This is a genomic window from Clostridium sp. RTP31139st1_H3_RTP31139_211217, from assembly GCF_040227035.1.
Lineage (GTDB): Bacteria > Bacillota > Clostridia > Clostridiales > Clostridiaceae > Clostridium > Clostridium saudiense.
On sequence record NZ_JBCOAB010000017.1, the window covers coordinates 44,213 to 68,674 of the forward strand.

At 28.6% G+C, this 24,462-nt stretch carries 17 protein-coding genes and 1 tRNA gene; 6 read left to right on the forward strand and 12 right to left on the reverse strand.

Annotated elements, in window-relative coordinates:
• Positions 1–131: 131 nt before the first annotated feature.
• On the reverse strand, positions 132–3,671 hold the full coding sequence (gene nifJ / locus ABUA17_RS09160; protein ID WP_042400730.1) for a pyruvate:ferredoxin (flavodoxin) oxidoreductase: 3,540 nt from the start codon (positions 3,669–3,671) through the stop codon (positions 132–134).
• Positions 3,672–4,104: 433 nt separating this feature from the next.
• Between nifJ (ABUA17_RS09160) and ABUA17_RS09165 the strand changes: the two genes are divergently transcribed.
• Positions 4,105–4,470: a winged helix-turn-helix transcriptional regulator gene (locus tag ABUA17_RS09165; protein ID WP_052330727.1), complete on the forward strand. Its 366-nt coding sequence runs from the start codon at positions 4,105–4,107 to the stop codon at positions 4,468–4,470.
• A gap of 209 nt (positions 4,471–4,679) precedes the next feature.
• On the forward strand, positions 4,680–5,891 hold the full coding sequence (locus tag ABUA17_RS09170) for an FprA family A-type flavoprotein (protein WP_055276817.1): 1,212 nt from the start codon (positions 4,680–4,682) through the stop codon (positions 5,889–5,891).
• Positions 5,892–5,931: 40 nt separating this feature from the next.
• Here the strand turns inward: ABUA17_RS09170 and ABUA17_RS09175 are convergent, their stop codons facing one another.
• The 6 genes from ABUA17_RS09175 to ABUA17_RS09200 form a co-directional block, all read right to left on the reverse strand.
• On the reverse strand, positions 5,932–8,553 hold the full coding sequence (locus ABUA17_RS09175; protein ID WP_055276815.1) for a calcium-translocating P-type ATPase, PMCA-type: 2,622 nt from the start codon (positions 8,551–8,553) through the stop codon (positions 5,932–5,934).
• A 61-nt stretch (positions 8,554–8,614) separates the two neighbouring features.
• Positions 8,615–10,219, reverse strand: coding sequence for an ABC1 kinase family protein (locus tag ABUA17_RS09180; RefSeq protein WP_042402900.1), 1,605 nt, complete (start codon positions 10,217–10,219; stop codon positions 8,615–8,617).
• A 25-nt stretch (positions 10,220–10,244) separates the two neighbouring features.
• Complete coding sequence (locus ABUA17_RS09185; RefSeq protein ID WP_042402897.1) at positions 10,245–10,556, reverse strand: phasin family protein; 312 nt, start codon at positions 10,554–10,556, stop codon at positions 10,245–10,247.
• Positions 10,557–10,645: 89 nt separating this feature from the next.
• Entirely contained in the window at positions 10,646–11,200 is a 555-nt protein-coding gene (locus tag ABUA17_RS09190) for a hypothetical protein (RefSeq protein ID WP_195951721.1), read from the reverse strand.
• A gap of 170 nt (positions 11,201–11,370) precedes the next feature.
• Positions 11,371–11,802 (reverse strand): hypothetical protein, encoded by a 432-nt coding sequence (locus ABUA17_RS09195; RefSeq protein WP_055276811.1) that lies wholly within the window; start codon positions 11,800–11,802, stop codon positions 11,371–11,373.
• A gap of 50 nt (positions 11,803–11,852) precedes the next feature.
• A complete protein-coding gene (locus ABUA17_RS09200; protein ID WP_195951722.1) occupies positions 11,853–13,049 on the reverse strand; it encodes an alanyl-tRNA editing protein in 1,197 nt (398 codons plus the stop codon).
• A gap of 261 nt (positions 13,050–13,310) precedes the next feature.
• Between ABUA17_RS09200 and ABUA17_RS09205 the strand changes: the two genes are divergently transcribed.
• Positions 13,311–14,465 carry a 3D domain-containing protein gene (locus ABUA17_RS09205; protein ID WP_042402889.1) on the forward strand — a complete coding sequence of 385 codons (1,155 nt, stop codon included), beginning with the start codon at positions 13,311–13,313 and terminating at the stop codon, positions 14,463–14,465.
• Positions 14,466–14,566: 101 nt separating this feature from the next.
• Here ABUA17_RS09205 and ABUA17_RS09210 read toward each other — a convergent pair whose 3' ends face one another.
• A complete protein-coding gene (locus tag ABUA17_RS09210; RefSeq protein WP_042394771.1) occupies positions 14,567–15,205 on the reverse strand; it encodes a lactate utilization protein in 639 nt (212 codons plus the stop codon).
• Positions 15,206–15,346: 141 nt separating this feature from the next.
• Here ABUA17_RS09210 and ABUA17_RS09215 point away from each other — a divergent pair, with 141 nt between their 5' ends.
• Positions 15,347–15,913: an NUDIX hydrolase gene (locus ABUA17_RS09215; protein ID WP_195951723.1), complete on the forward strand. Its 567-nt coding sequence runs from the start codon at positions 15,347–15,349 to the stop codon at positions 15,911–15,913.
• A gap of 16 nt (positions 15,914–15,929) precedes the next feature.
• Here ABUA17_RS09215 and nifJ (ABUA17_RS09220) read toward each other — a convergent pair whose 3' ends face one another.
• On the reverse strand, positions 15,930–19,445 hold the full coding sequence (gene nifJ, locus ABUA17_RS09220) for a pyruvate:ferredoxin (flavodoxin) oxidoreductase (RefSeq protein WP_154820547.1): 3,516 nt from the start codon (positions 19,443–19,445) through the stop codon (positions 15,930–15,932).
• A 195-nt stretch (positions 19,446–19,640) separates the two neighbouring features.
• Here nifJ (ABUA17_RS09220) and ABUA17_RS09225 point away from each other — a divergent pair.
• Positions 19,641–19,716, forward strand: a tRNA-Met gene (locus ABUA17_RS09225).
• Positions 19,717–19,748: 32 nt separating this feature from the next.
• Here the strand turns inward: ABUA17_RS09225 and ABUA17_RS09230 are convergent.
• Both ABUA17_RS09230 and ABUA17_RS09235 read right to left on the reverse strand, forming a co-directional pair.
• Positions 19,749–20,924 carry an ATP-binding protein gene (locus ABUA17_RS09230; protein WP_042394782.1) on the reverse strand — a complete coding sequence of 392 codons (1,176 nt, stop codon included), beginning with the start codon at positions 20,922–20,924 and terminating at the stop codon, positions 19,749–19,751.
• A gap of 146 nt (positions 20,925–21,070) precedes the next feature.
• The gene (locus ABUA17_RS09235; protein WP_042394785.1) at positions 21,071–21,616 is read right to left on the reverse strand and encodes a cysteine hydrolase family protein; all 546 of its coding nucleotides are present in this window, start codon (positions 21,614–21,616) and stop codon (positions 21,071–21,073) included.
• Positions 21,617–21,826: 210 nt separating this feature from the next.
• On the opposite strand from ABUA17_RS09235, the gene ABUA17_RS09240 reads away from it, so the two are divergent.
• A complete protein-coding gene (locus ABUA17_RS09240) occupies positions 21,827–22,666 on the forward strand; it encodes an undecaprenyl-diphosphate phosphatase (protein ID WP_195951724.1) in 840 nt (279 codons plus the stop codon).
• Between the two features lie 41 nt (positions 22,667–22,707).
• Here the strand turns inward: ABUA17_RS09240 and ABUA17_RS09245 are convergent, their stop codons facing one another.
• Positions 22,708–24,363, reverse strand: coding sequence for a sensor histidine kinase (locus ABUA17_RS09245; RefSeq protein ID WP_195951725.1), 1,656 nt, complete (start codon positions 24,361–24,363; stop codon positions 22,708–22,710).
• Positions 24,364–24,462 lie beyond the last annotated feature (99 nt).

Consider the following 24,462-nt stretch of genomic DNA (forward strand, 5'->3'; position numbering starts at 1 on the left):
AAACCTTTCCTTATTTTTATTATATTTATGTTTATTTTATTTCATAATAGAATAATCAATAAAAATAAAGTTAAATAAAATAAAAAACTGTGAAATAAATCCATATATCGGATTTATCTCACAGTTATATATTATTCTTGTTCTGCTAACTTCTTTAATTCTGCATATTTTTGTCTAGCATGTTCTTCTGTCATTTGGAATAATTCTTCCGCTTGCTCAGGGAATTGCTTAGCAATTGCAGAGTATCTTACTTGATCCATTATGAAGTCTCTAAAGCTTCCTTGTGGTTCTTTAGAATCTAAGCTAAATGGATTCTTTCCTTGTTCTTTTAATTCTGGATTGTATCTGTATAAATGCCAGTATCCAGCCTTAACTGCTTCATCCATGTTTCTTATAGAGAATCCCATTCCCTTCTTTAATCCATGGCTGATACAAGTTGAGTAAGCAATAATGATTGATGGTCCATTATGAGCTTCTGCTTCAAGCATTGCTTTAACTACTTGGTTCTTATCAGCACCAATAGCTACTTGTGCAACATAAACATTTCCATAAGACATCATCATTCTTCCTAAATCTTTCTTCTTAGTCTTCTTACCTGAAGCTGCTAATTTAGCCATAGCTGCAGCAGGAGTTGATTTAGAAGATTGTCCACCAGTGTTAGAGTAAATTTCTGTATCAAATACTAATACATTTACGTCTTGTCCTGATGCTAATACATGGTCTAATCCACCGTATCCGATGTCATAAGCCCAACCGTCTCCTCCAAGGATCCATTGTGATCTCTTAACAAGGAAATCAGCTCTTTCTTTAATTTCTTCAACTAATACTTTTGCTTCTTCATTTTCAATGTTGTTTTCAGCTAAAATAGCTTCAACTTCTCTTGAATGAACTTTTGAAAGCTCTCCGTTATCTTTATTTTCTAACCAGTTTTTGAATACTTCTTTATATTCTTCAGCTATATCCATAGAAATTAAGCTTTCCATATTTGAAGCTATTTTCTTTCTCATTTGATCAGCTGCTAAGAACATACCGTATCCAAACTCAGCATTATCTTCAAATAATGAGTTAGCCCAAGCTGGTCCCTTACCTTCATGGTTCTTTGTATATGGTGTTGAAGGTGCTGAACCTCCCCATATTGATGAACATCCAGTTGCATTAGCAATCATCATTCTATCACCGAATAATTGAGTTACTAACTTAATATATGGAGTTTCTCCACAACCAGCACATGCTCCTGAGAACTCGATAAGTGGTTGTTTGAATTGGCTATCCTTAACTGTTTTACCTGGAGTTAAGTGTTCTTTGTTTGATACTTCTTTTGATACTGAGAAATCCCAGTTTGCTACTTCTGTTTCTACTTGTGTTCCAAGTGGCTTCATTTCTAATGCCTTACCTGGTGCTGGACAAATATCAACACAGTTATTACATCCAGTACAATCTAATGTACTTACTTGAATTCTGTAGTTTAATCCTGCTAATGTTTTACCAGTAGCTTTCTTAGTTTCAAATCCTGCTGGTGCTTTTGCTAATTCTTCATCAGTTACTAGAACTGGTCTAATACATGCATGTGGACAAACGAAAGCACATTGGTTACATTGAATACATTTTGACATATTCCATTCTGGAACATCTGTAGCAACACCTCTTTTTTCATATGCTGCAGTTCCTGCTGGGAATGTACCATCTTCTAATCCATTGAATGCACTTACTGGTAGTTTATCTCCTTCTAAAGCATTCATCGGATTCATTATGTTTTTAACGAAATCTGTTACTTCTTTAGTTTCTACTTTTGCTTCTTCAGTAGCAGTCTTCCAGCTTTCAGGTACATTAATCTTAACTAATGAATTCATACCAGCTTCAACAGCTTCGTAGTTCATGTTAACAACCTTATCACCCTTCTTACCGTAAGCCTTCTTAATTGAAGCTTTTAAGTATTCTGTAGCTTCTTCTTGTGGGATAATTTCTGCTAATTTAAAGAATGCAGATTGCATTATCATATTAATTCTTCTACCTAATCCTATTTCAGAAGCAATCTTAGTTGCATTAACTGTATAGAAGTTTATTTCATTTTCAGCTATGTATCTCTTCATCTTAGCTGGTAATTTTCTTTCAATTTCTTCTTCGTTCCAAATTGTATTTAATACGAAGTTTCCACCTTTTTTAAGACCTTTTAATAAATCATATTGATTTACGTAAGCTTGCACGTGACATGCTATGTAATCAGCTTCATCAATAAGGTAAGTTGATCTTATTGGTGTATCTCCAAATCTTAAGTGAGACATAGTTACCCCACCAGATTTCTTTGAGTCATATGCAAAGTAAGCTTGTACGTATTTATCTGTATTTTCACCAATAATCTTAATAGCTTGCTTATTAGCTCCTACTGTACCATCTGATCCTAATCCCCAGAACTTACATCTAACTGTTCCTGGTGTTGCAATTCTTAATTCATCTTCTACTGGAATTGAAGTGAAAGTAACATCATCTTCTATACCTACAGTAAAGAAGTTCTTAGAATTTTCTTTCTTTAAGTTATCAAATACAGCTTTGATATCAGATGGTGTAACATCCTTAGAAGCTAATCCATAACGTCCACCAACTATCTTAGGTGCATTTTCTTTTCCATAGAATGCAGAACATACATCTAAGTATAATGGTTCACCATTACATCCTGGTTCTTTTGTTCTATCAATTACACAAATCTTTTCTACTGATTGTGGTATAACCTTTAATAAATGCTCTACAGAGAATGGTCTGAATAAATGAACTTTAACTAATCCATATTTTTCTCCTCTAGCATTTAATTCATCTATAGTTTCTTCTATAGCTTCAGTTACTGAACCCATAGCAACAATTATTTCTTTAGCATCTTCTGCTCCATAGTAATTGAATAATCCATAGCTTCTTCCTGTCTTCTCTTCCATTTTAGCCATGTATTCTTCAACTATTGGAATTATGTCATTATAGAATTTATTAGAAGCTTCTCTTGTTTGGAAATAAATATCTGAGTTTTGAGCTGTTCCTCTTGTAACAGGGTTATTTGGAGTTAACGCTCTACTTCTAAATTCTTTTAAAGCTTCTCTATCTAACATTTCTGCATAATCTTCATAATCTAATACTTCAACTTTTTGAATTTCATGAGATGTTCTAAATCCATCAAAGAAGTTTACAAAAGGTAATCTTCCTTTAATAGCTGAAAGGTGAGATACTGGAGCTAAGTCAGCAACTTCTTGTACTGATCCAGCTGCAAGCATAACACATCCTGTCATTCTTGCTGCCATAACATCTTGATGATCTCCAAATATTGATAATGCTTGAGATGCTATTGCTCTAGCACTTACATGGAATACACCTGGTAATAATTCTCCTGCTACCTTGTACATGTTTGGTAACATAAGTAATAGACCTTGTGATGCAGTAAAAGTAGTTGTTAATGCACCAGCTTGAAGTGAACCGTGGAATGTACCAGCAGCTCCTGCTTCTGATTGCATTTCTACAACATTAACTGTTTGTCCAAAAATATTTTTCTTCCCTTGAGCAGCCCATTCATCAACAACTTCTGCCATTGTAGTAGATGGAGTTATAGGGAATATTGCAGCTACATCTGTAAACGCATATGCTACGTGAGCAGCAGCCGTATTACCATCAATAGTCATCATTCTCTTTGCCATGATAATATACCTTCTTTCATCATCCTAAATGTTTCTTAAATAATTATAATTGTTATTTAATAATAATTATTATACTTCATTTTTATTTTTTTTCTAGTACTTTTCTTAGAAATATTCCTTAGTATAATTTTGTAATCTTTTGTCACTTATTAGTATAATAACATACTTTCATTTCTTCAATAGAAAACTACCATCTTTATACATTTAATTTTTAAATAGTAATTAAAAAATTTTTAAATGGTTATATATCTAAGTAATTACACTTAAACTAATTAATTAGATATTTTGACCATACATAATATTACTCTTTATGTTATTTTTCTACAAGAAGGCACTTTTTTTATATATAGTGTCAAAAAAGATACTAAGTATATAGTTTTATACTTGGTTTTATGTTATTATTTATATTTGTACGAATAAAGGAGGTGTTATCATGAATAAAATACTTACTTTTCATAATGATTGCCGTCTTAATGATCGTTGTGCCAAATATGAAACATGTCCAATGATACTTGTTCATAAAATATTATCTGGTAAATGGAAAATTTTAATTTTATGGTATTTAAGTAATGATACTCTAAGATTTAGCGAATTAAAACGAAAGTTGCCAGGTACAACGCAGAAAATGCTAACCAATCAATTAAGAAGTTTAGAAGAAGATAATCTTATATTTAGAAAAGTTTATCCTGTTGTTCCACCTAAAGTAGAATATGGACTTACTGATATCGGCAAAAAAATAATTCCTCTTCTTGAATCTATGTATTCATATGGAGTTGAATACTCTAATACAAAAAATTAAAAGAAATTAGCTAACAGCAAATTGTAATTGAGTTAGCTAGTTTCTTTTAATTTATAATATATTAATATTTTATTGCAAATACTAAAATAAATCTGTTAAACTGATTCACTTGCTTTGTTTATTTATTGACAATAGTTATTGATAGATTATAATTATTATTATAGACCATAGAGGTATTTAATAATAAATAAAAAAAAGGAGATTTTTACATGTCTAATACATTCAAAATAACTGAAGACCTATTTTGGGTAGGAGCCCTTGACCCAAACCTAAGAATTTTTGACATAATAATGGAAACTAAATTTGGAACATCTTACAACTCTTATCTTTTAAAGGGTTCTGATGGAATTGCATTGTTTGAAACTGTAAAAGAAAAATTCTTTGATGAACATTTAGATAAAATTCGCTCTATTGTGAATTTAGAGGATATAAATTACGTTGTTGTTAATCATACAGAACCTGATCATGCTGGATCAGTTGAAAAAATACTTGAGTATGCTCCTAATGCTACTGTAGTTGGAAGCACTTTAGCTATTAAATATTTAAGTGAAATTATTAATAAACCTTTCAAAAGTAAAGTAGTTAAAGATGGGGAAACATTATCTTTAGGTAATAAAACTTTAAAATTTATTAGTGCCCCTCAATTACATTGGCCTGATACAATGTACACATACGTAATAGAAGATGAAACATTAATTACTTGTGATTCTTTTGGTGCTCATTATTGCGATGAACGTGTTTTAAAAAGTGCAATTGAAGATAGCAAAGAAGATGACTATATAGAAGCTTATAATTATTACTTTAGAATGATTATGGGACCATTCAAACCTTTTATGCTTAAAGCACTTGATAAAATTAAGGATTTAAACTTAAAGTACATTTGTCCTGGACATGGATTAGTATTAGATCATACTAATATTGAAAAGTTTGTTAATCTTTATAGAGAATGGTGTCAACCAACAAAAAGAGAAAAACAAAGCATAGTAATACCATATGTTACTGCATACGGATATACTGAAGAAATTGCTAAAGAAATAAAAAGAGGTATTGAAGCTTCAAACTTTGATGTTGATATTTTAATGTATAACTTAGTTACAGCAGACATGAATGAAGTATTAAATGAAATTAATCAATGTAGTGGTTTATTACTAGGTTCTCCTACATTATTATCTGATACTTTACCACAAATATGGACTATTTTATCTTCATTAAATCCAGTAATTCATAAAGGATTACCAGCAAGTTGCTTTGGATCATATGGTTGGAGTGGAGAAGCTCTTAAAAATATTAACGAAAGATATAAACAACTTAAATTTAATGTAGTATGTGAACCACTAGGTATAGTATTTAGACCTAGTGAAGAAAACTTAAAATCTGCTTATGATTTTGGATTAGAATTTGCAAATAAAGTTTTAAAATAAAAAAACAAGGCTGATGTCAAGCATCAGCCTTATCTTTTTATTACTTTCTTTTAAATAGTTTACTTATATCCATAATCAATGCTGAAATTATTGCAAAAGCTAAGCAAATTCCTAATTGTAATAAACCAAAGCTATCTGGTATATCAAAAATCCCTCTTACTCCTGGTATTAATACAATACTATATAAGCACAAACATACTATTATTGCACCTATAACGTATTTATTTTTAAATAGTCCTACCTTAAGCACTGGTTCATAATTTGATCTTGCAGGTAATGTTTGAAAAATTCTTGCAAGAGTTACAGTTGAAAATGCCATTGCTTCTCCTAACATTGGCGATGTTAAATTTCCAACATATTGTGCAAGTATAACAAAAACCCCTATTATTATTCCTCTTGTTATAACTGCTTGCCATGTTCCACCAGCTAATATTCCCTCGTTAACATCCCTTGGTTTTTCTTTCATTATATTAGGCTCAGCCATTTCTAATCCTAAAGCAATTGCAGGCAAAGAGTCATTTATCAAATTTATAAATAGTAATTGTAATGCGGAAAATGGATTTGACCAATTTACAAATACAGCAAATAAAATAGCAATTATTGCTCCTAAATTTCCTGCGAATAAATATGTAATTGCTTTTTTAATATTGCTATAAACTGTTCTACCAATTTCAACTGCAGATACAATAGTTGCAAAATTATCATCTGTTAAAATCATAGCTGATGCATCCTTTGCTACATCTGTTCCACTACCCATACCTATACCTATATTTGCTTGTTTTAAAGCTGGAGCATCATTAACTCCATCACCAGTCATAGCAGTAATATATCCTTTTTCCTGCCAAGCTTTTACTATACGTATTTTATTTTCTGGTGATACCCTAGCATAAACTGTAATATGCTCAAGCTTTTCTTTAAGCTCTATATCTGATAATTCATCTAATTCTTTTCCAGTTAAAGAAATATCATCTTCACTCATTATTCCTATCTCTCTTGCTATAGCAGAAGCTGTTGTTTTATGATCTCCCGTGATCATTACTGTTTTTATTCCTGCACCAGTTGCTTCCTTAACAGCATCATAAACTTGTTCTCTTGGTGGATCTATCATAGCCATAAGTCCTACTAAGGTCATTTCAGTTTCATCTTCTAAACAAGGAACAAAATTTTCGTCAGGAACATCTTTAACTGCAAATGCCAATACTCTTAATGCTCTATTTGAAAAATCTTCATTCACCTTTCTATATTCATTTTTAATTTCTTCCGTCATTTCTTCTACTTCACCATTATTAAGAACTGTATTAGATCTTGCAAAAACAACATCCGGAGCTCCTTTTGTAAACATAATTGCATTTCCGTTAATAGAGTTAACAGTAGACATTAATTTTCTATCAGAATCAAATGGTATTTCACTTAACCTATCATATTTTTCTCGTAACTCTTTATAATCAATTCCTCTCTTTTCAGCAAACCTTAATAATGCTATTTCAGTTGGATCTCCAATTTCTTTTCCAGTTTCTGTTACTTCAGAATCATTGCAAAGTGTAGATGACAAATCCATAGCCTCAACTTGGCTTGAATTATTATTTTTTTCTTCTACTTTAGCTTTATTTACTCCATACATAAAAAAGTCAACAACTGTCATTTTATTTTGCGTTAATGTTCCTGTTTTATCTGTACAAATAACACTTGTAGATCCTAGTGTCTCTACCGCTGGCAATTTTCTTATTATTGCTTGCTTTTTAGCCATATCTTTTGTACCAACAGCTAATACAATTGTAACTATTGATGATAAAGCTTCTGGAATTGCTGCAACAGCAACGGCAATAGCAAACATAAATGAATTAAATATTAGATTTTTCATATTTTCACCATCAATATACCCTCTAATTACTTGGATAATAAAAATGGCTGCTGCTAATATCATAATTATTATACCTAGCTTTTTGCCAAAATCATCTAACTTTTCTTGAAGTGGTGTTTGTTTATTACCCGCACTTTCTAATAATGTAGCAACTTTTCCTACCTCAGTATTCATTCCTGTTTCTGTAACAACTAAAGTTCCTCTACCATATACTACTGTAGCACCACTAAAAACCATATTTCTTTGATCGCCAATACCAACCTCTTCTTCTATTTTGTCGCTATGCTTTAAAACTGCTTCTGCTTCTCCAGTAAGCATTCCTTCTACAACCTTTAGACTTTGTGCCTCTATTAACCTTCCATCTGCTGGTATATAATCTCCAGCCTCTAAAAATACTATATCACCTACAACAATTTCTCTTACTGGTATTGTTTTTTTCTTTCCATCTCTTAACACCTTTGCATTAGGTGAAGATAGTTTTTTCAAACTATCAAGTGAACTTTCTGCTTTTCGAGTTTGTGTCACTCCTAATAAAGCATTTAAAATTACTACTACAAATATGATAAGAGATTCTACAAATTCACCTAAAAAAATTTGTACTATTGCCGCAATAAGTAATATTATTACTAATGGATCTTTAAAGTTTTCTAAAAACATTTTCCATATAGGAACCTTGTTTCCTTCTTTTAATTCATTGAATCCATTTTTCTCAAGCCTTATCTTTGCTTCTTGATCAGATATTCCATTTATATTACTACCTACTTCATTCAATACATCTGAAGATTCCTTTTTATAATGCATCTAAATCTCCTTCCCTTCTCTTTTGTACTAATGTTAGTATTTACTTAATTTAAAGATTATATTATTTAAGACTTCCTGATCTTATTATTGAAATCAGTAACCATAACCCTAAGACAGCTGAACCAAAATATCCAATTAATCCAATAATCGAAACCCCATATAAACGCGGTGCTGGATTTATGTTAATAATTAAAGATGATCCCACTATCATTCCCGCTATTACCAAAGCAAAAGATAATCTATTAACCATTTTATTTAAAACATCTATATATTTATCTTTATCTTCAATTACTATGTTAATCTTTGTTCTTCCTCTTATTAAAGTATCTGCTAAAGAAATTAAACGTGACGGAATATTTAAGCTATCCCTAGTTAATTTATATCCTTTCAATAAATAATCATTAACATCAAATTGTTCAAAAAAATAATTTTTATAATATCCTTTAACATATGGTATTACTAAATTAATAATATTTAATTCAGGTGAAAGCTCTGCAACTAATCCTTCTACCATAACCATTGTTCTTATAAGCATTGTAAAATCACTAGATATTCTTAAATTATTTCTTTTAGCTATATCGGACATTTCTTGAAACAATACAGAAATTTTTATATTTTTTAATGAAGTAGTATAGTAATTTCTGAACATGTATTCAATATCCTTATAAAGTAATTCTCTATCTGTTTTACCATTCTTAATACCTATATTCATAACAAAATCAGTAAGTTTATCTATATCTTCATTTGCCACTGCTGTAATAGCTGAATTTAGTTCTTCTTGCTTTTCCTTAGATAATGCTCCTACAATACCAAAATCAATAAAACATATTTTACCTTCACGAATTAATATATTGCCTGGATGTGGATCTCCATGAAAAAATCCATCTCTCAATACTTGCTTAAAATATGAAAGAGTTAGTTTTTTTGCAATATCATCTCTATCATAACCTAAGCTCTCAATCGATTTTTTATCATTTACTTTAAACCCTTCAATATTTTCTTGAGTCAAAACATTTTCACCTGTATAATCATGAATAATAAAAGGAGCATAAATACAAGCACTATCCTTATTTAATTCTCGAAATTTCTCAATATTTTCAGCTTCATAAATAAAATTTAATTCTCTTTCAGTTGATGCCTTAATTTCTAATAATATTTCTTTAGGATCAACAACTGTATCCTTAAAAAATTTTGTAAACTTTTCACTCAATCCAATTAAAATATCAAAATCCATCTTCATAGTTTCTTTTATATTAGGTCTCTGTATTTTAATAACAACATCTTCACCACTTTTAAGCATCCCTCTATATACTTGAGCTATTGAAGCAGAGGCTATTGGAACTTTATCTATATAAAGAAACTCATCTTCAATATCTTTATTAAACTCATTATAAAATACCTTTGACATGTTAACAAAATCATCAGCTGGTACATTATCTTGTAATTTAGATAGCTCTATTATATATTCCTCCGGTATAAGTTCTTGTCTTGTGCTTAATATTTGACCTATTTTTATAAAAGTTGGTCCTAATTCTTCAAATGCCTTTCTAAGATTTGAAGGGGATTTTTTTTCTTTTTCTTCTTTTTTACCTAATAAATATCCTAATCCATAATTTGTGAATACTTTTAATATTTCTTTGAATCTAGTTACTGAACTCCCCTCCATAATTACCTCCCATTATCTAATAAGTTTACTTTTTCTCGTCATTTAACATACTTTCAACTTTATATACCCTTGCTTTTAACATTTCAAATTCATCTCTAGTTACATAATTATATGCTTCTATATTCATATCTTTAATTGTAGTTGATACTTGATTTTTTTCTTCATGTTTACATTTATCATTAAATGTTCTTTTTAACTCTTCTCCAAGTTCTTTTCCTTCTTCAACTGTTATTTTTCCTTTACTCACTAATTCCTCAACAACTTCTGCGGCTTTATCATAGGTACTCGCAACAGCTCCAACACCAAACAGTAATACTTTTTTTATTTCATCCATCATTTTTATATACCTCCTAAATTACATTTACATTTATATTTATGTATTTTAATTTAAAATATATTCTAAAAATAAAAGTTAGCATATATTTGCTAACTCTCTTTTCTTTCAACACTTATTTTTCCTTGCACACTAGCAGCATTACTTTTTATAAATGTCCCCTTAGTTTCTTCATCTTTAAAATATAAATTCCCTTTTACTTTAGTATTATCAATTTCAAACCCTTTAGCCTTAATATAAATATCTCCTATAAAAGTTCCACCTTTTATTATGGTATTTTCACTTTGTATAGTTAAACTAGGAGCCTCTAAAACATAATTATTAATTATATTATTATCTTCATCTTTACTAAATAAGTTTAATTTTCTTCCAACCTTTACAACATTATTTTCCTCTGTTGTATCTGTTTTAAAGAATTCACCTTCTATAATAAGAGGATTATCTGAAGTAATATTATCAGTAATTGTGATGCTATAATCATTAGTTAATGCATATGTTAATTCTCCTTCATTTTTAACAAACTCAGTATTTTGAAACTCATCTTTCTCATTGCTTACTTCATTGTTTTCTTTAGTCCCAGTAGAATCACAACCAATCATGAAAACATACAAAATGGAAAGTACATATATTATAATTTTTCTTTTCATTATAATTATCCTCCAAGGTTATTTAAGATAATACCACTAATTGAATCCCTTAATATTTATTTTTCCTATATATTATTTAATTATTCTTATTTTGTAAAAATAAAATAAGTATAAGTATTATATATATCCTAATTGATATACACTTTAATACCTATACTCATATATTATAATTATTTGCTATATCTACTTCTTCTTATACCATATCTAAAACCTGCTCTAAAAGCAGCTTTTATTGCATCTTTAGCTCCTTTTTCATAACCATCTTTATACCCTTCATCATAAGCTTCTTTTCTTTCTTTAATAACTCTACTATTATCTTGTTCTGAACTATAATTCTTATCTTCATAATAATTTTCTGAATCAACCTTTTCTGAAAAACTATCTTCAGATTCAGCTTTAAACTCATCTACATCGTTATAATTTTCTTCACCATTATCTATATCTGAATCATGAATTATAACATTATCATATTCATCTGTAATATAATCTTCTTGTATTGTTTCCACTTCTTCTATTAGATTATCATCATCTTCAGCCTCTATAGAATTTTCATAGGATTCTTCTTCTAAATTATTATCATTTTTTGAAGCTTCTATGTCCATAATTATATCTCCTTAGAATATATCTCATACTCTATTATATGAACATCACTTTATAAGGTGTTTATTTTACGTAGTGCATAATCCATTGCCCCATCTAAATTATTACTATTTTTTCCCCCTCCTTGAGCTAGAAAATTACTTCCTCCTCCTCTTCCATCTATTAAAGTAATTGCATCCTTTAACAATACATTCATTGATAAACCTTTAATATTTTTCGAACAAGCAAAAATCAAATTAACCTTATCTTCAAACTTTATTGCAAATAGTACCACCATATTATCATCTAATGTTATTTTTTCTGCAATTTTTGTTAGATACTTTAAATCTCCATCATTATAAATCTTTTTTACTACATTTAATTTATTAACCTTAATGGCATTTTCTTTCATTTCTTTAATTTGATAATCAGCCATTTCAAGCTTTATTTTTCTATTTTCCTCTTTAATATCTTTTAATTCATTTGATAATTTATTCATTGAATGTATTGCATCTTCCTCACCACAATTTAAAAATTTACAAATTTTATTTCTAAATTCATCTTTTCTAAAATAATCTTCAACAGCCCTTTTTCCAGTCAGATATTCTATTCTTGTTGCACCTTTATGCTTTTCCCAACGTCTAATTTTTATTATTTGAAGATCTAATGTTTTACTAGGATGAACCCCACAACAAGCATTAATATCTAAATCACCAATTTTTACAATTCTAATTTGCTCATCTGTATTAGGTAAATCACGTCTAAGCTTTAACTTTTTTAGCTCCTTTTTTGAAGGTGTTAAAAACTCTACTTCAATATTTTCTTGAATGATTTCATTTGCCATTTTTTCTGCTTTTCGTATAGATTCTTCATCTAAAAATCCCTGAATATCTACAGTACTTATTTCTTTTCCAACATGAACACTAACTGTATTAGCATTAAATAAAGTAAAAAAACATCCTGAAAGTACATGCTGTCCTAAGTGCTGTTGCATTCCATCTAATCTTCTATTCCAATCTATTTTACACTTTACTTTATGTATCTTAATTGGCTTTGTTTCTGTAACATGATAAATTAATCCATCCTTCTCAAAAACATCAATTACCTTATGATTTTCTATGTAACCCAAATCACAATGCTGACCTCCTCCCCCTGGGAAAAATGCGGTTTTATCTAAAACTACATGAAACGTACCGTTAACTTCTATAACATCAAGTATTTCTGCTGTAAATTCTTTTAAATATTGATCTTTATAATATAACTTATCCATTAAAATACCTCCAACTATTTCCTAAGCATTATTTTATAAATTTTATATTACTTCATATCATAATTCAACCTATTTCACTCTCTACTTTTTATTCTATTTTTTTCCATATATATATGCTATAATATATTTAATTTTACTATTATGTTATTTATTTTATTATAATATCTCATAATTTACATATTAATGCAGTAAATTTGACATATATAAATTTCTATAGTAATGTAACGTCAAGAATAATTATTCTTATAGGAGGTGCACTTATTGTTTAAAAAGTTAATTACTTTAACCCTTGCTACAGCATTATTAACATCATCATTAAGTTTTGTCTCTGTACATGCTGCTACACCACAAGATACGATAAATGAAAACTTAGAAAAATATCAAACCCTTGATAATCAAATTTTAGAATTAAATTCTAAAATCGAAGATTTAGATGTTGAAATTGATAAAACAACAATAAAATTAAATGAAAATAACGCAGCTATTGAAGATATTGAAGATGAAATAAAAACAACGGAAGCTAAACTAGAACAAACAAAAGAAGATATAGATGAAGCACAAGTTGTATTAGATAATAGAGTAAGAAATATGTATAAAACAAATATGACTTCTAATATTTTAGTTAGTATAATTACTTCTAAAAGTATATCTGATTTATTTTCTAAGGTACAAGCTATCTCAAAAATAGTTTCTACGGACAAGCAAATACTTTCTAATATAAATGAGAAAAAAGTAGAATTAGACCTTACTATTGAAACATTAAATACAAAAAATTCAGAGTTAGTGTTATTAAAAAACACTATTGAAGAAGATTTAAAAACTATCGAAGATAAAAAGGCTGAACAAGAACAATATGTTGAACAATTAAACTCTGAAAAGGAAGCAGTTTTTTCAGTTATAGAAGAAAATGAAAAGCTATTAATATCAAAGCCATTATCTATTGCTAACTCTTCTTCTGCTTCTGTATCTGAATTGCAAAGTGCTATCGATACATTAAACTCTTACATTCCATTATTAAATAGTTCAACAACTATTAATATGGCTAAAGAAGGTATTAGCAATGCTAAAGCAAAAATATCTGAGCTTAACGCTCCATCTATACCAACGACAGGTACTACTGTTGGAGAAGCAATTAAAACATTATCTATGGAATCTACTGCCTATTATGGACATGGTATAACGGCTTCTGGCTTAAAACCTGTTAGAAATCCAGACGGTATAAGTACTATTGCCGTTGATCCAAATGTAATACCACTTGGCTCTAAAGTTTATGTTTCAGGATATGGACTTGCTATTGCTGCTGACACTGGTGGCGCTATTAAGGGTAATATTATCGATGTATATCTTAATAGTTATGAAGAATGTATGTCATGGGGAAGAAGACAAGTTACTGTACAAATTTTAGAATACCCTTGATTAGTTAATAGTTTATAGTTTATGTAGAAACTCCTTTCGGAGTTTCTTTTAAATTTAGAAATTCAGCCTAAGCTGAATTTCTTCCTTAACTCTTAACTCTCTTAATATCCGTAGTTCTCATTAAGTAACAATATAAAAATTCTATTTGGTGCTGGCTTTCTTATTACTGTATATTCTCTACAAATTCTTTCTGGACTATTGCAATTCATACATTTTCCTGTAATTACACAAGGTGTTTTTCTATTTAATCTCTTTGCATTAGCTGGTGCTGCAAGATTTTCTACTCTTGAAATTGCCTCATTAATATTCTTCACTATCTTATTTACACCAGCAATAACTATTACTTTATCTGGACCATATAACATCGCAGCAACTCTATTCCCATTTCCATCAACATTATATAATTCTCCATCTTCTGTTATTGCATTTGTACTTGTAAAATAAGCATCACAAAAGAATGCTTCTCTATATATCTGCTTTATTTCTTCTGGCTTCAATCCTTCTTTATATCTATCTAAAAATTCATATCTTCCACTTCTTAAATGGTTTATAATCTTCGTTTCAAATAAACTCATAGAACCGCCAACTGTGACTTTGCTATTTTCTTTAACTAATTCTTTTATTTTATTAATCAATTCATCTTGTGTATTAATAAAAAAACTCTCCATATTATTTTTTCTTAATGCTTCTATTGTTCTATTAATTTTCACTTCATTAACCCACTTTATATTATTATCCATTTTAATCTTTCCCCTTTGAAATTAACTTATATAATAATTTTAAACTAATATCTATTACAATCCAATAAATATTCTAATTCTTTTTTCTTACCATGTATGATATTATATTTAGTATATTTTAATTTTGAAAGGGTTAATATTATGAATTGGATTGAAGATATAAAAAATTATAAACCTTATAACGAACAAGAAGCTAAAGATAAAGATTTAATACTAAAATGTATAAATCTTCACGATGATATATTAACAAGAGAAAATACAATTGCTCATATAACTAGCTCAGGATATATAGTAAACAAATCAAGAACAAAGGTGTTAATGATTTATCATAATATTTATAAGAGCTGGGCATGGACCGGTGGTCACGCAGATGGTGATTCTGATTTACTACACGTTGCTATAAAAGAAGCTAAAGAAGAAACAGGTCTTAAAAGCGTAACTCCTGTTATGACTAATATACTTGGATTAGATGTACTTAATGTTAACGGTCATATAAAAAAAGGTAAATATGTATCATCTCATTTGCATTTATCTGTTGCTTATCTATTGGAAGCTAATGAAGAAGATAAACTAATTGTCAATGAAGAAGAAACTAGTGGTGTTAAATGGCTACCTATCAATGAGCTAGACATTCACTGTAATGAACCTTACATAATAAATACTGTATATTCAAAATTTAATAAAAAGATAAAAGAGCTGAATTTATAAATTCAGCTCTTTTATCTTATTCTTGTGATAACTTTTTATAGTTTTCAAATCTTTCCTTAGCATCCTTTTCTGTCTTAGCAAATAATTCTTCTGCTAGCTCTGGGAATACTTTAGCTAATGCTGCATATCTTACTTCTCCCATTAAGAAATCTCTAAAATCTGATTTTGGTTCTTTAGAATCTAATGTAAATGGATTCTTTTCACCCTTTAATGTTGGATTATATCTATAAAGGTTCCAGTAACCACAATCAACAGCTTTCTTTTGTTCATCTGGTGTATTAGTCATACCTTTCTTAATTCCATGACTAATACATGGTGCATATGCAATTATTAATGATGGTCCATTATAGCTTTCAGCTTCTGTTATTGCTTTTATTGTTTGATTTTTATCAGCTCCCAAAGAAACTTGAGCTACATATACATAACCATAACTCATTGCCATCATACCTAAATCTTTTTTCTTTGTTCTCTTTCCTGAAGCTGCAAATTTAGCTATTGCCGCAGTTGGAGTTGCTTTAGATGCTTGACCTCCAGTATTTGAATAAATTTCTGTATCAAATACAAGAACATTTACATCTTCATTGCTTGCAAGTACATGATCTAGACCACCATACCCAATATCGTAAGCCCAACCATCTCCACCAAATATCCATTGTGATCTCTTAATAAAGAATTCCTTATCTTTTAATATTTCTTTTGCAATTTCATCACTACATCCTTGTAATGCAGTTTCTAATTTTTCTGCCCTTTCTCTAGATCCTTCACCTATGTCTTTATTATTTAACCAATCTTCCATTGCTTCTTTTGCATTACTACATAAATTTTCATCCAATGCTTTCTTAATATTAGAAGCAATTCTTTCTCTTATTGTCTTTGCCCCCATAAACATTCCAAGCCCATATTCTGCATTATCCTCAAATAATGAATTAGCCCATGCAGGCCCATGACCTTCTTGGTTCTTTGTATATGCTGTTGCTGCACCTGAAGATGCCCATATTGAAGAACATCCTGTTGCATTTGCAATTACCATTCTATCTCCAAATAATTGAGTAACTAATTTAGCATATGGTGTTTCTCCGCAACCTGCACATGCTCCTGAGAATTCTAAAAGTGGTTGTTCAAATTGACTTCCCTTAACTGTATTCTTATTCATAGGATTCTTCTTATTCTTTATATCCTCTACAGCATAATTCCAAGCTTCTATTTGATCATGTTGGGAATCAAATGGTTTCATAATAAGCGCTTTACCTGGTGCTGGACAAACTTCTGCGCAGTTAGAACATCCTGTACAATCAAGTGGTGTAACTCCTATTGTATAGAAATAAGGTACATCTCCCTTAACACCTTTAGCTTGAAGTTTTTTAAAGCTTTGTGGTGCATTCTTTAATTCATCTTCTGTAGATAAGAATGGTCTAATGCATGCATGAGGACATACATATGAGCATTGATTACATTGTATACATCTCTCTGGAATCCATTCTGGAACATTTACTGCTATTCCTCTCTTCTCATATTTAGTAGTTCCATGCATAAAAGTACCATCTTCTATATTATTATTTACAAAAGCTGATACAGGTAAATTATTACCTTCAAGCTTATTCATAGGAATACATATATTTTTAACAAAGTCAGGAACAGATATATTTTCTTTTTGTTCATCTCCAGTAGCTGATTTCCATGATTCTGGCACATCTATCTTAACTAATGATTCTAATCCCTTATCAATAGCAGCATAATTCATATTTACTACTTTTTCACCTTTTTTACCATATGAAGTAACTACTGCTTCCTTTAAATATTTAATAGCTTCATCAACTGGAATAATATTAGCAAGCTTAAAGAATGCTGCTTGCATTATCATATTAATTCTTCCTCCAAGTCCTATTTCTTGAGCTATTTTTACTGCATTTATTGTATAGAAATTAATATTATTTTTAGCAATATATTTTTTCATTTTAGCTGGTAATTTTTCATCTAACTCTTCTTTAGTCCAAATTGTATTTAATACAAATACACCATTTTTTCTTAATCCTTCCAAAACATCATATGAATATACATATGATTGATTATGACATGCTACAAAATCTGCTTTATCTATTTCATAATGAGCCTTTATTGGATTTTTACCAAATCTTAAATGTGAAATAGTTATTCCCCCAGATTTCTTTGAATCATACGCAAAATAACCTTGAGCATACATATTTGTATGATCACCAATTATTTTAATTGCGCTCTTATTAGCTCCAACTGTACCATCTGATCCAAGTCCCCAGAACTTACATGCTGTTGTTCCTTCAACTGCTACATCTATTTCTTTGTCAGATGCTAATGATAAGTTAGTTACATCATCAGTAATTCCTATTGTAAATCCATTCTTTGGATTATTACTCTTTAAATTTTCATAAACTGCAGCTATATCTGCTGGATATGGATCTTTAGAACCTAATCCAAATCTTCCCCCTATTACCTTTGGAGGGTTATCCATTTCATTTACTGCTCTTAATACATCTAAATATAGTGGTTCACCAATTGATCCTGGTTCTTTTGTTTTATCTAATACAGCAATTTTTTTAACTGTACTTGGAATAGTATTTAATAATCTTTCAATACTAAAAGGTCTATATAACCTTACTTTTACTAATCCAACTTTTTCACCTTTATTCATTAAATAATCAATTGTTTCTTCTACAACTTCACTTACTGCTCCCATAGAAATTATAATTCTATCGGCTTCTTTATCTCCATAATAATCAAAGCAATGATATTCTCTACCTGTTAATTCTGTAATTTTACTCATATATTCTTCTACAACAGATGGAATATCGTCATAATACTTATTTAGTGATTCACATAATTGGAAGTATACATCTGGGTTTTGCGCTGTACCTCTAGTTACTGGATGACTTGGATTTAATGCATTTTTTCTAAACTTATCAATTGCTTCACAATCTACAAGGTTAGCTAATTCATCATATTCTAAAATTTCTACCTTTTGTATTTCATGAGATACTCTAAAACCATCAAAAAAGTTTACGAATGGGATTCTGGCTTTTATTGCTGTTAAATGTGCAACTGGTGATAAATCCATAACTTCTTGAACAGATCCTTCTGAAAGCATTGCACATCCTGTAGCTCTTGCAGCCATTACATCTTGATGATCACCAAATATACTTAATGATGAAGTTGCAAGTGCTCTTGCTGCTACATGAATTACTCCTGGTAATCTCTCTCCAACCATCTTATACATATTCGGAATCATAAGTAATAATCCTTGAGATGCAGTATATGTAGTTCCTAATGCTCCACTTTGAAGTATTCCATGAAGTGCTCCTGCTGCTCCTGCTTCTGATTGCATTTCTACAACTTTAACTGGCTCACCAAATATATTTTTCTTTCCTTGTGCTACCCATTCATCTACATGTTCAGCCATTGGAGATGAAGGGGTAATAGGATAAATGGAACTTACTTCAGTAAATGCATAAGAAATATATGCAGCTGCAGTATTTCCATCCATAGTTTTCATTTTTCTCATATTTTTGCCTCTCTTTCATTAGTTTTTAATTTTATACTTTAGGCTTTTATCAATTAATTTTTTCATTCTTTATTAGTATTGAAAAAATGTAAAATATTATGTATATTACTTTTAAAGTTTTTTTACTTTTTTTAACAGATGTATTGACTGCATAATTTTTTAGTTTTATACTAATAATATAAATAAAGATATCAACGCGGGATGGAGCAGTCGGTAGCTCGTTGGGCTCATAACCCAAAGGTCGTAGGTTCAAGTCCTGCTCCCGCAACCACAAAAAGGATGTCATATGACATCCTTTTTTATTTATACTAATGAATTTACAGACATAATAAATTGTTTTGCTACTCTATTAGATCTACCACTACTTAATGCTGCCCACTTAATTGCTTCTCTTTTTAATGTTTCCTTTGGTAAATTAATATTATAAATTTCAGCTAACTTATATACTGTATTCAAATAATCATTTTGATTACCTACTGAAAAAGTCAATGTTACTCCGAATCTTTCAGCTAAAGAATGTTTTTCTTCAACTGTTTCTCTAGCATGAATTTCGTCTCCTTGTCTATCATTAAACCCTTCTCTTATTAAATTCTTTCTATTTGATGTTGCATAAATTAAAACATTTTTAGGCCTTACCTCTAAACCTCCTTCAATTAATGCTTTCATATTTTTATATTCATATTCAAACTCTTCAAAAGATAAATCATCTAAAAATAAAATAAATTTAAGACCTCTATGTTTAATTAAAGATAAAATATTGTTTAAATCCATAAAATCTTTTTTATTTAATTCAATAACTCTTAATTTTTTATTATAATATTTATTTAAAATAGCCTTTACTGAAGAGGATTTTCCTGTTCCACTATCACCAAACAATAATACATTATTGCAAAGTTCACCATTTATAAAACTTTCTGTATTATTAATTAAAATTTTTAATTGCATTTCATTTCCGATTAATTCATCAAAAGTAATTGGATCACAATTTTCTATTCCTATTAGCCCCTTATTTTTGTCCCATTTAAATCCTTTATAATAATTCATAATACCAGCACCATTTTTATAATAAAAATCTACTAGTAAATTTCCTATGGTATTTATATCTTCATTATATTTAAAAATATTAAAAATTGGATCATTATCTGAAATTTTATTATCATTTAGTGTACAAAACTCTTCTGAAATATCAAATAATCTTTTAATTACTCTTATATCATTTAATGCTATATTAAATAAATTTTTATCAATTTCATTACCAACTTTTTCTGATTTTATTGTGAATAAATTTTCATCTTGTCTTACTAAATAACATAAATACATTTTAAACAAATCACCATCAATAGGTAAATCCAAAGCCTTTTCTAATAACCTATTTAAAATATATTGATGTTTATCATAATTATCTTCTTCCAAATAACTTAACACTTCAGATATAATTATGTCATCATTTAAACTATTAAATAAAATAAACCTCTTCATTCTTCTCACCCCATTAAAACAAAATTAATTATATAATATATTTTTATCCATTTTTATTCAATAAAAAAGATATAGAGTATTTATTTAATACTCTATACCCATAATCTATATCCTTAATACTCTTCTTTAATAATACCTACTTTTATCTATTTTCTATTTATTACTTTTACCTGTATACCTTCCATAACATCAAACGCTTTTTCATGTAATTCTTCATTAAATCCCGCACATAACTTAGCATCAACTAAAATTTCTGCATTAGTATATTGTGATTGAAACATTACTACATTACTTATTACACAAATATTTGTTACTACACCGATAATTTCAATACAATTAATATTTTCTCCAAGTTTTTCACTTAATTCAATTATTTTACTAGGTGAAATACCAAATGAACCCTTATTTATATGAATTGTATTTTTATTATTAATGAATTCACTAAGTTTTCCATAAAGTTCATGTCCTTCAGTATTTAAAATACAATGTGTTACAGGTAAATTCTTACCTTCTCTAGTTGCTAAATAATCCTCTGTATGAGTATCATATGTAAATACTACTTTATCTCCTTTTGACAAATAACTATTTACCTTTTCATATATTCCCTCTTCTATTTCTTTAGCTTTTTCAAATCCTAATGCTCCATCTACAAAATCCTTTTGATAATCTACTACAACCAATACTCTTTTCATTATCCATCCTCCTAACTATAAATTAATTAAATATATTTTACCATAACACCTATCTAAATGTTACTTCTGTATATACACTTATTTTTAAAAATTACATATTTATTTTCTTAAAAATTTCTGATATTTAACTTTTTTACCTTTATTAAAAGGTTAATCTTTTATATAATGGTAAAGTAATAAATTATATGGTTAAATTTTGGAGGTAATTTAATGGAATTTTTAGAAATTATAAAAGCCATAATTCTCGGTATCGTTGAAGGGGTAACCGAATGGCTTCCTGTTAGTAGTACTGGTCACATGATTTTAGTTGACGAATTTTTAAAACTAAATGTTTCAAAAGAATTTATGGAAATGTTTTTAGTAGTTATCCAGCTTGGAGCTATTTTGGCAGTTATTTTATTATATTGGAAAAAGATTTTCCCGTTTAAATTTGATAACGGTGTTAAAGTTGAAAAAGATACAATTATAATGTGGGTTAAAATATTAATTGCATGTGTTCCTGCAGCTATCGTTGGACTTTTATGGGATGATTATTTAAATGCTTTATTTTATAACCCAACTACTGTTGCAATTATGTTAATTTTATTTGGTATTCTATTTATTGTTATTGAAAACTACAATAAGGATAAAAATCCTAAAATAAATAGTTTAACAGAAATAACATATACAGTTGCCGTAATGATAGGTTTATTTCAATTAATAGCAGCTGTTTTCCCTGGTACTTCTCGTTCTGGTGCAACTATAATTGGTGCATTATTAATAGGTGTTTCAAGAACTGTAGCAGCTGAATTCACTTTCTTCCTTGCTATTCCTGTTATGTTAGGTGCAAGCGCATTAAAACTTGTTAAGTTTGGATTAAAGACTGGTTTTGTTATGACTGGAAGTGAACTTACTATATTATTAGTTGGAATGATTGTTGCATTTATTGTGTCAATTCTAGCAATTAAATTCCTTATGTCTTATATTAAAAATAATGATTTTAAAGTATTTGGATGGTATAGAATTGTACTTGGAATATTAGTATTAGCATATTTCTATGTAATAAGATAATCTTTACATAAAAAAGACTGAGTAAACTTACTCAGTCTTTTTTAGTACAACTCATAAATATCTGAAAACTCAATATTAATCTTTTGTACTAATGGTTTATTTTCTGCATCTATTATCCTACTATTATTATCATTATCTTCTTCCATTCTTACATTTGGAAGCTTTATAACAATCTCACAACCTTTTTCAACTTCCTTTTCTAAAGAAACTGTTCCCTCATGAAGTTCTATTAGGGACTTTACTAATGAAAGCCCAATTCCACTTCCTTCTTTCTTTCTATTAAAAGATTTATCTTCTTGAACAAATCTTTCAAAAATATGCTCACTAACTCCTTTTGATATACCACTTCCATCATCTTTAACTCTGATTGTAACAAATTCATCATCCGCATCCATTAAAACACTTATGTTTCCATTGTCATCAGTAAACTTAACTGAATTAGATAATAAATTTAAAATTACTCTCTCTATACTTTCAGGATCACATTTTATTATAAGTTCTTCAACGTATGTATCAAATAAAACATTAATATTTTTTGCTTCAACATAAGGAATAATTGACAACGTAATATCCTCTACTAAACTGATGATTTCATAATTTCCAAAGTTAAGATTCATAAATCCAGAATCTATCTTTGTAATATCAACAAGATTATTTACTAATCTTAATAATCTAAAGCAATTTTGTTTTATAGTTCCATCATATTTGCAATAAGCTTTCCATAAAGCATTTTCACCTTGGCTTTTGCTAATTTCAAGTAATTGAAAACATGAATAAATTATATTAATAGGTGTTTTAATTTCATGTGATAAATTTGCAAAGAACTGAGTCTTTGCTTTTTCAATCCCTTTAATTTCATTATATTTTTTTTGAAAGTCTTTTAAATTGTTTACTTGATTATTTAATTTATTACTTACTTCTATTCTTCTAACAACTTCAATATATAATCCAACAAGTAAAATTAAATATGCTATAGTACTTAAAAATCTATTATAAACTAATACTTTCTCTGCATATTTAGAGAAAATATTTAAATAAAAAATTCTTCTAATTGTAAATATACTTATCGTAGTAATAAATATAGTGTAAATAAACTCACTTTTTCTTATACACCTTTTTACTAGGATAAGTAATAATATTACATAATAAATTAGCAAACTACATTGAATTATATTCCAAAAATTAATACTTTTTATTGAAAATATATTGCTTAAATTTAATTTCACTTCTATAAATGTCCCTATAATATTTATTAAAACAATCAATATTACAGAAAGTTTCTTTCTACTAACAATTTTATATGCATATTTACTTTCGCTTAATATTGCAATAGTAAGTAAAAATATTCTTACTACAAATGGAAATGTTATTAAATGCGCACTTAATCCAATATTTTCAATTATAAAATTTACAAAAATATATTCAATAAATATACTTATATATGATAATTTCAAAATAAAAAACTCATTATTTTTGTACATATAATAATATAACAAACAACATGGAATTGCTATTAATCCAAGTAATACATTAATTGTATTAATATCTTGTATAATTATAGTGCTTTTTAGATTATTTATATCTAATATTTCTATACCAACAATGGAAAAACATAAAAATAATACCGTTCCAATTAACATATATAAAATATATCTTCTACTTTTCTTTTCATATTCTCTAATACTATTTTCTTTCATATATCCCCTTAACATTTGTTTTCGATCTGTTAAGTTATATGAACATTGCTCTTCTCAACCTAAGGAAATACAATAAGTTTGCGAGACTAAATAATACCC

Coding starts and splice junctions, on each gene's coding strand:
- nifJ (WP_042400730.1), bottom strand. CDS start 3,671: ATGGCAAAGAGAATGATGACTATTGATGGTAATACGGCTGCTGCTCAC.
- ABUA17_RS09165 (WP_052330727.1), top strand. CDS start 4,105: ATGAATAAAATACTTACTTTTCATAATGATTGCCGTCTTAATGATCGT.
- ABUA17_RS09170 (WP_055276817.1), top strand. CDS start 4,680: ATGTCTAATACATTCAAAATAACTGAAGACCTATTTTGGGTAGGAGCC.
- ABUA17_RS09175 (WP_055276815.1), bottom strand. CDS start 8,553: ATGCATTATAAAAAGGAATCTTCAGATGTATTGAATGAAGTAGGTAGT.
- ABUA17_RS09180 (WP_042402900.1), bottom strand. CDS start 10,219: ATGGAGGGGAGTTCAGTAACTAGATTCAAAGAAATATTAAAAGTATTC.
- ABUA17_RS09185 (WP_042402897.1), bottom strand. CDS start 10,556: ATGATGGATGAAATAAAAAAAGTATTACTGTTTGGTGTTGGAGCTGTT.
- ABUA17_RS09190 (WP_195951721.1), bottom strand. CDS start 11,200: ATGAAAAGAAAAATTATAATATATGTACTTTCCATTTTGTATGTTTTC.
- ABUA17_RS09195 (WP_055276811.1), bottom strand. CDS start 11,802: ATGGACATAGAAGCTTCAAAAAATGATAATAATTTAGAAGAAGAATCC.
- ABUA17_RS09200 (WP_195951722.1), bottom strand. CDS start 13,049: ATGGATAAGTTATATTATAAAGATCAATATTTAAAAGAATTTACAGCA.
- ABUA17_RS09210 (WP_042394771.1), bottom strand. CDS start 15,205: ATGGATAATAATATAAAGTGGGTTAATGAAGTGAAAATTAATAGAACA.
- ABUA17_RS09215 (WP_195951723.1), top strand. CDS start 15,347: ATGAATTGGATTGAAGATATAAAAAATTATAAACCTTATAACGAACAA.
- nifJ (WP_154820547.1), bottom strand. CDS start 19,445: ATGAGAAAAATGAAAACTATGGATGGAAATACTGCAGCTGCATATATT.
- ABUA17_RS09230 (WP_042394782.1), bottom strand. CDS start 20,924: ATGAAGAGGTTTATTTTATTTAATAGTTTAAATGATGACATAATTATA.
- ABUA17_RS09235 (WP_042394785.1), bottom strand. CDS start 21,616: ATGAAAAGAGTATTGGTTGTAGTAGATTATCAAAAGGATTTTGTAGAT.
- ABUA17_RS09240 (WP_195951724.1), top strand. CDS start 21,827: ATGGAATTTTTAGAAATTATAAAAGCCATAATTCTCGGTATCGTTGAA.
- ABUA17_RS09245 (WP_195951725.1), bottom strand. CDS start 24,363: ATGAAAGAAAATAGTATTAGAGAATATGAAAAGAAAAGTAGAAGATAT.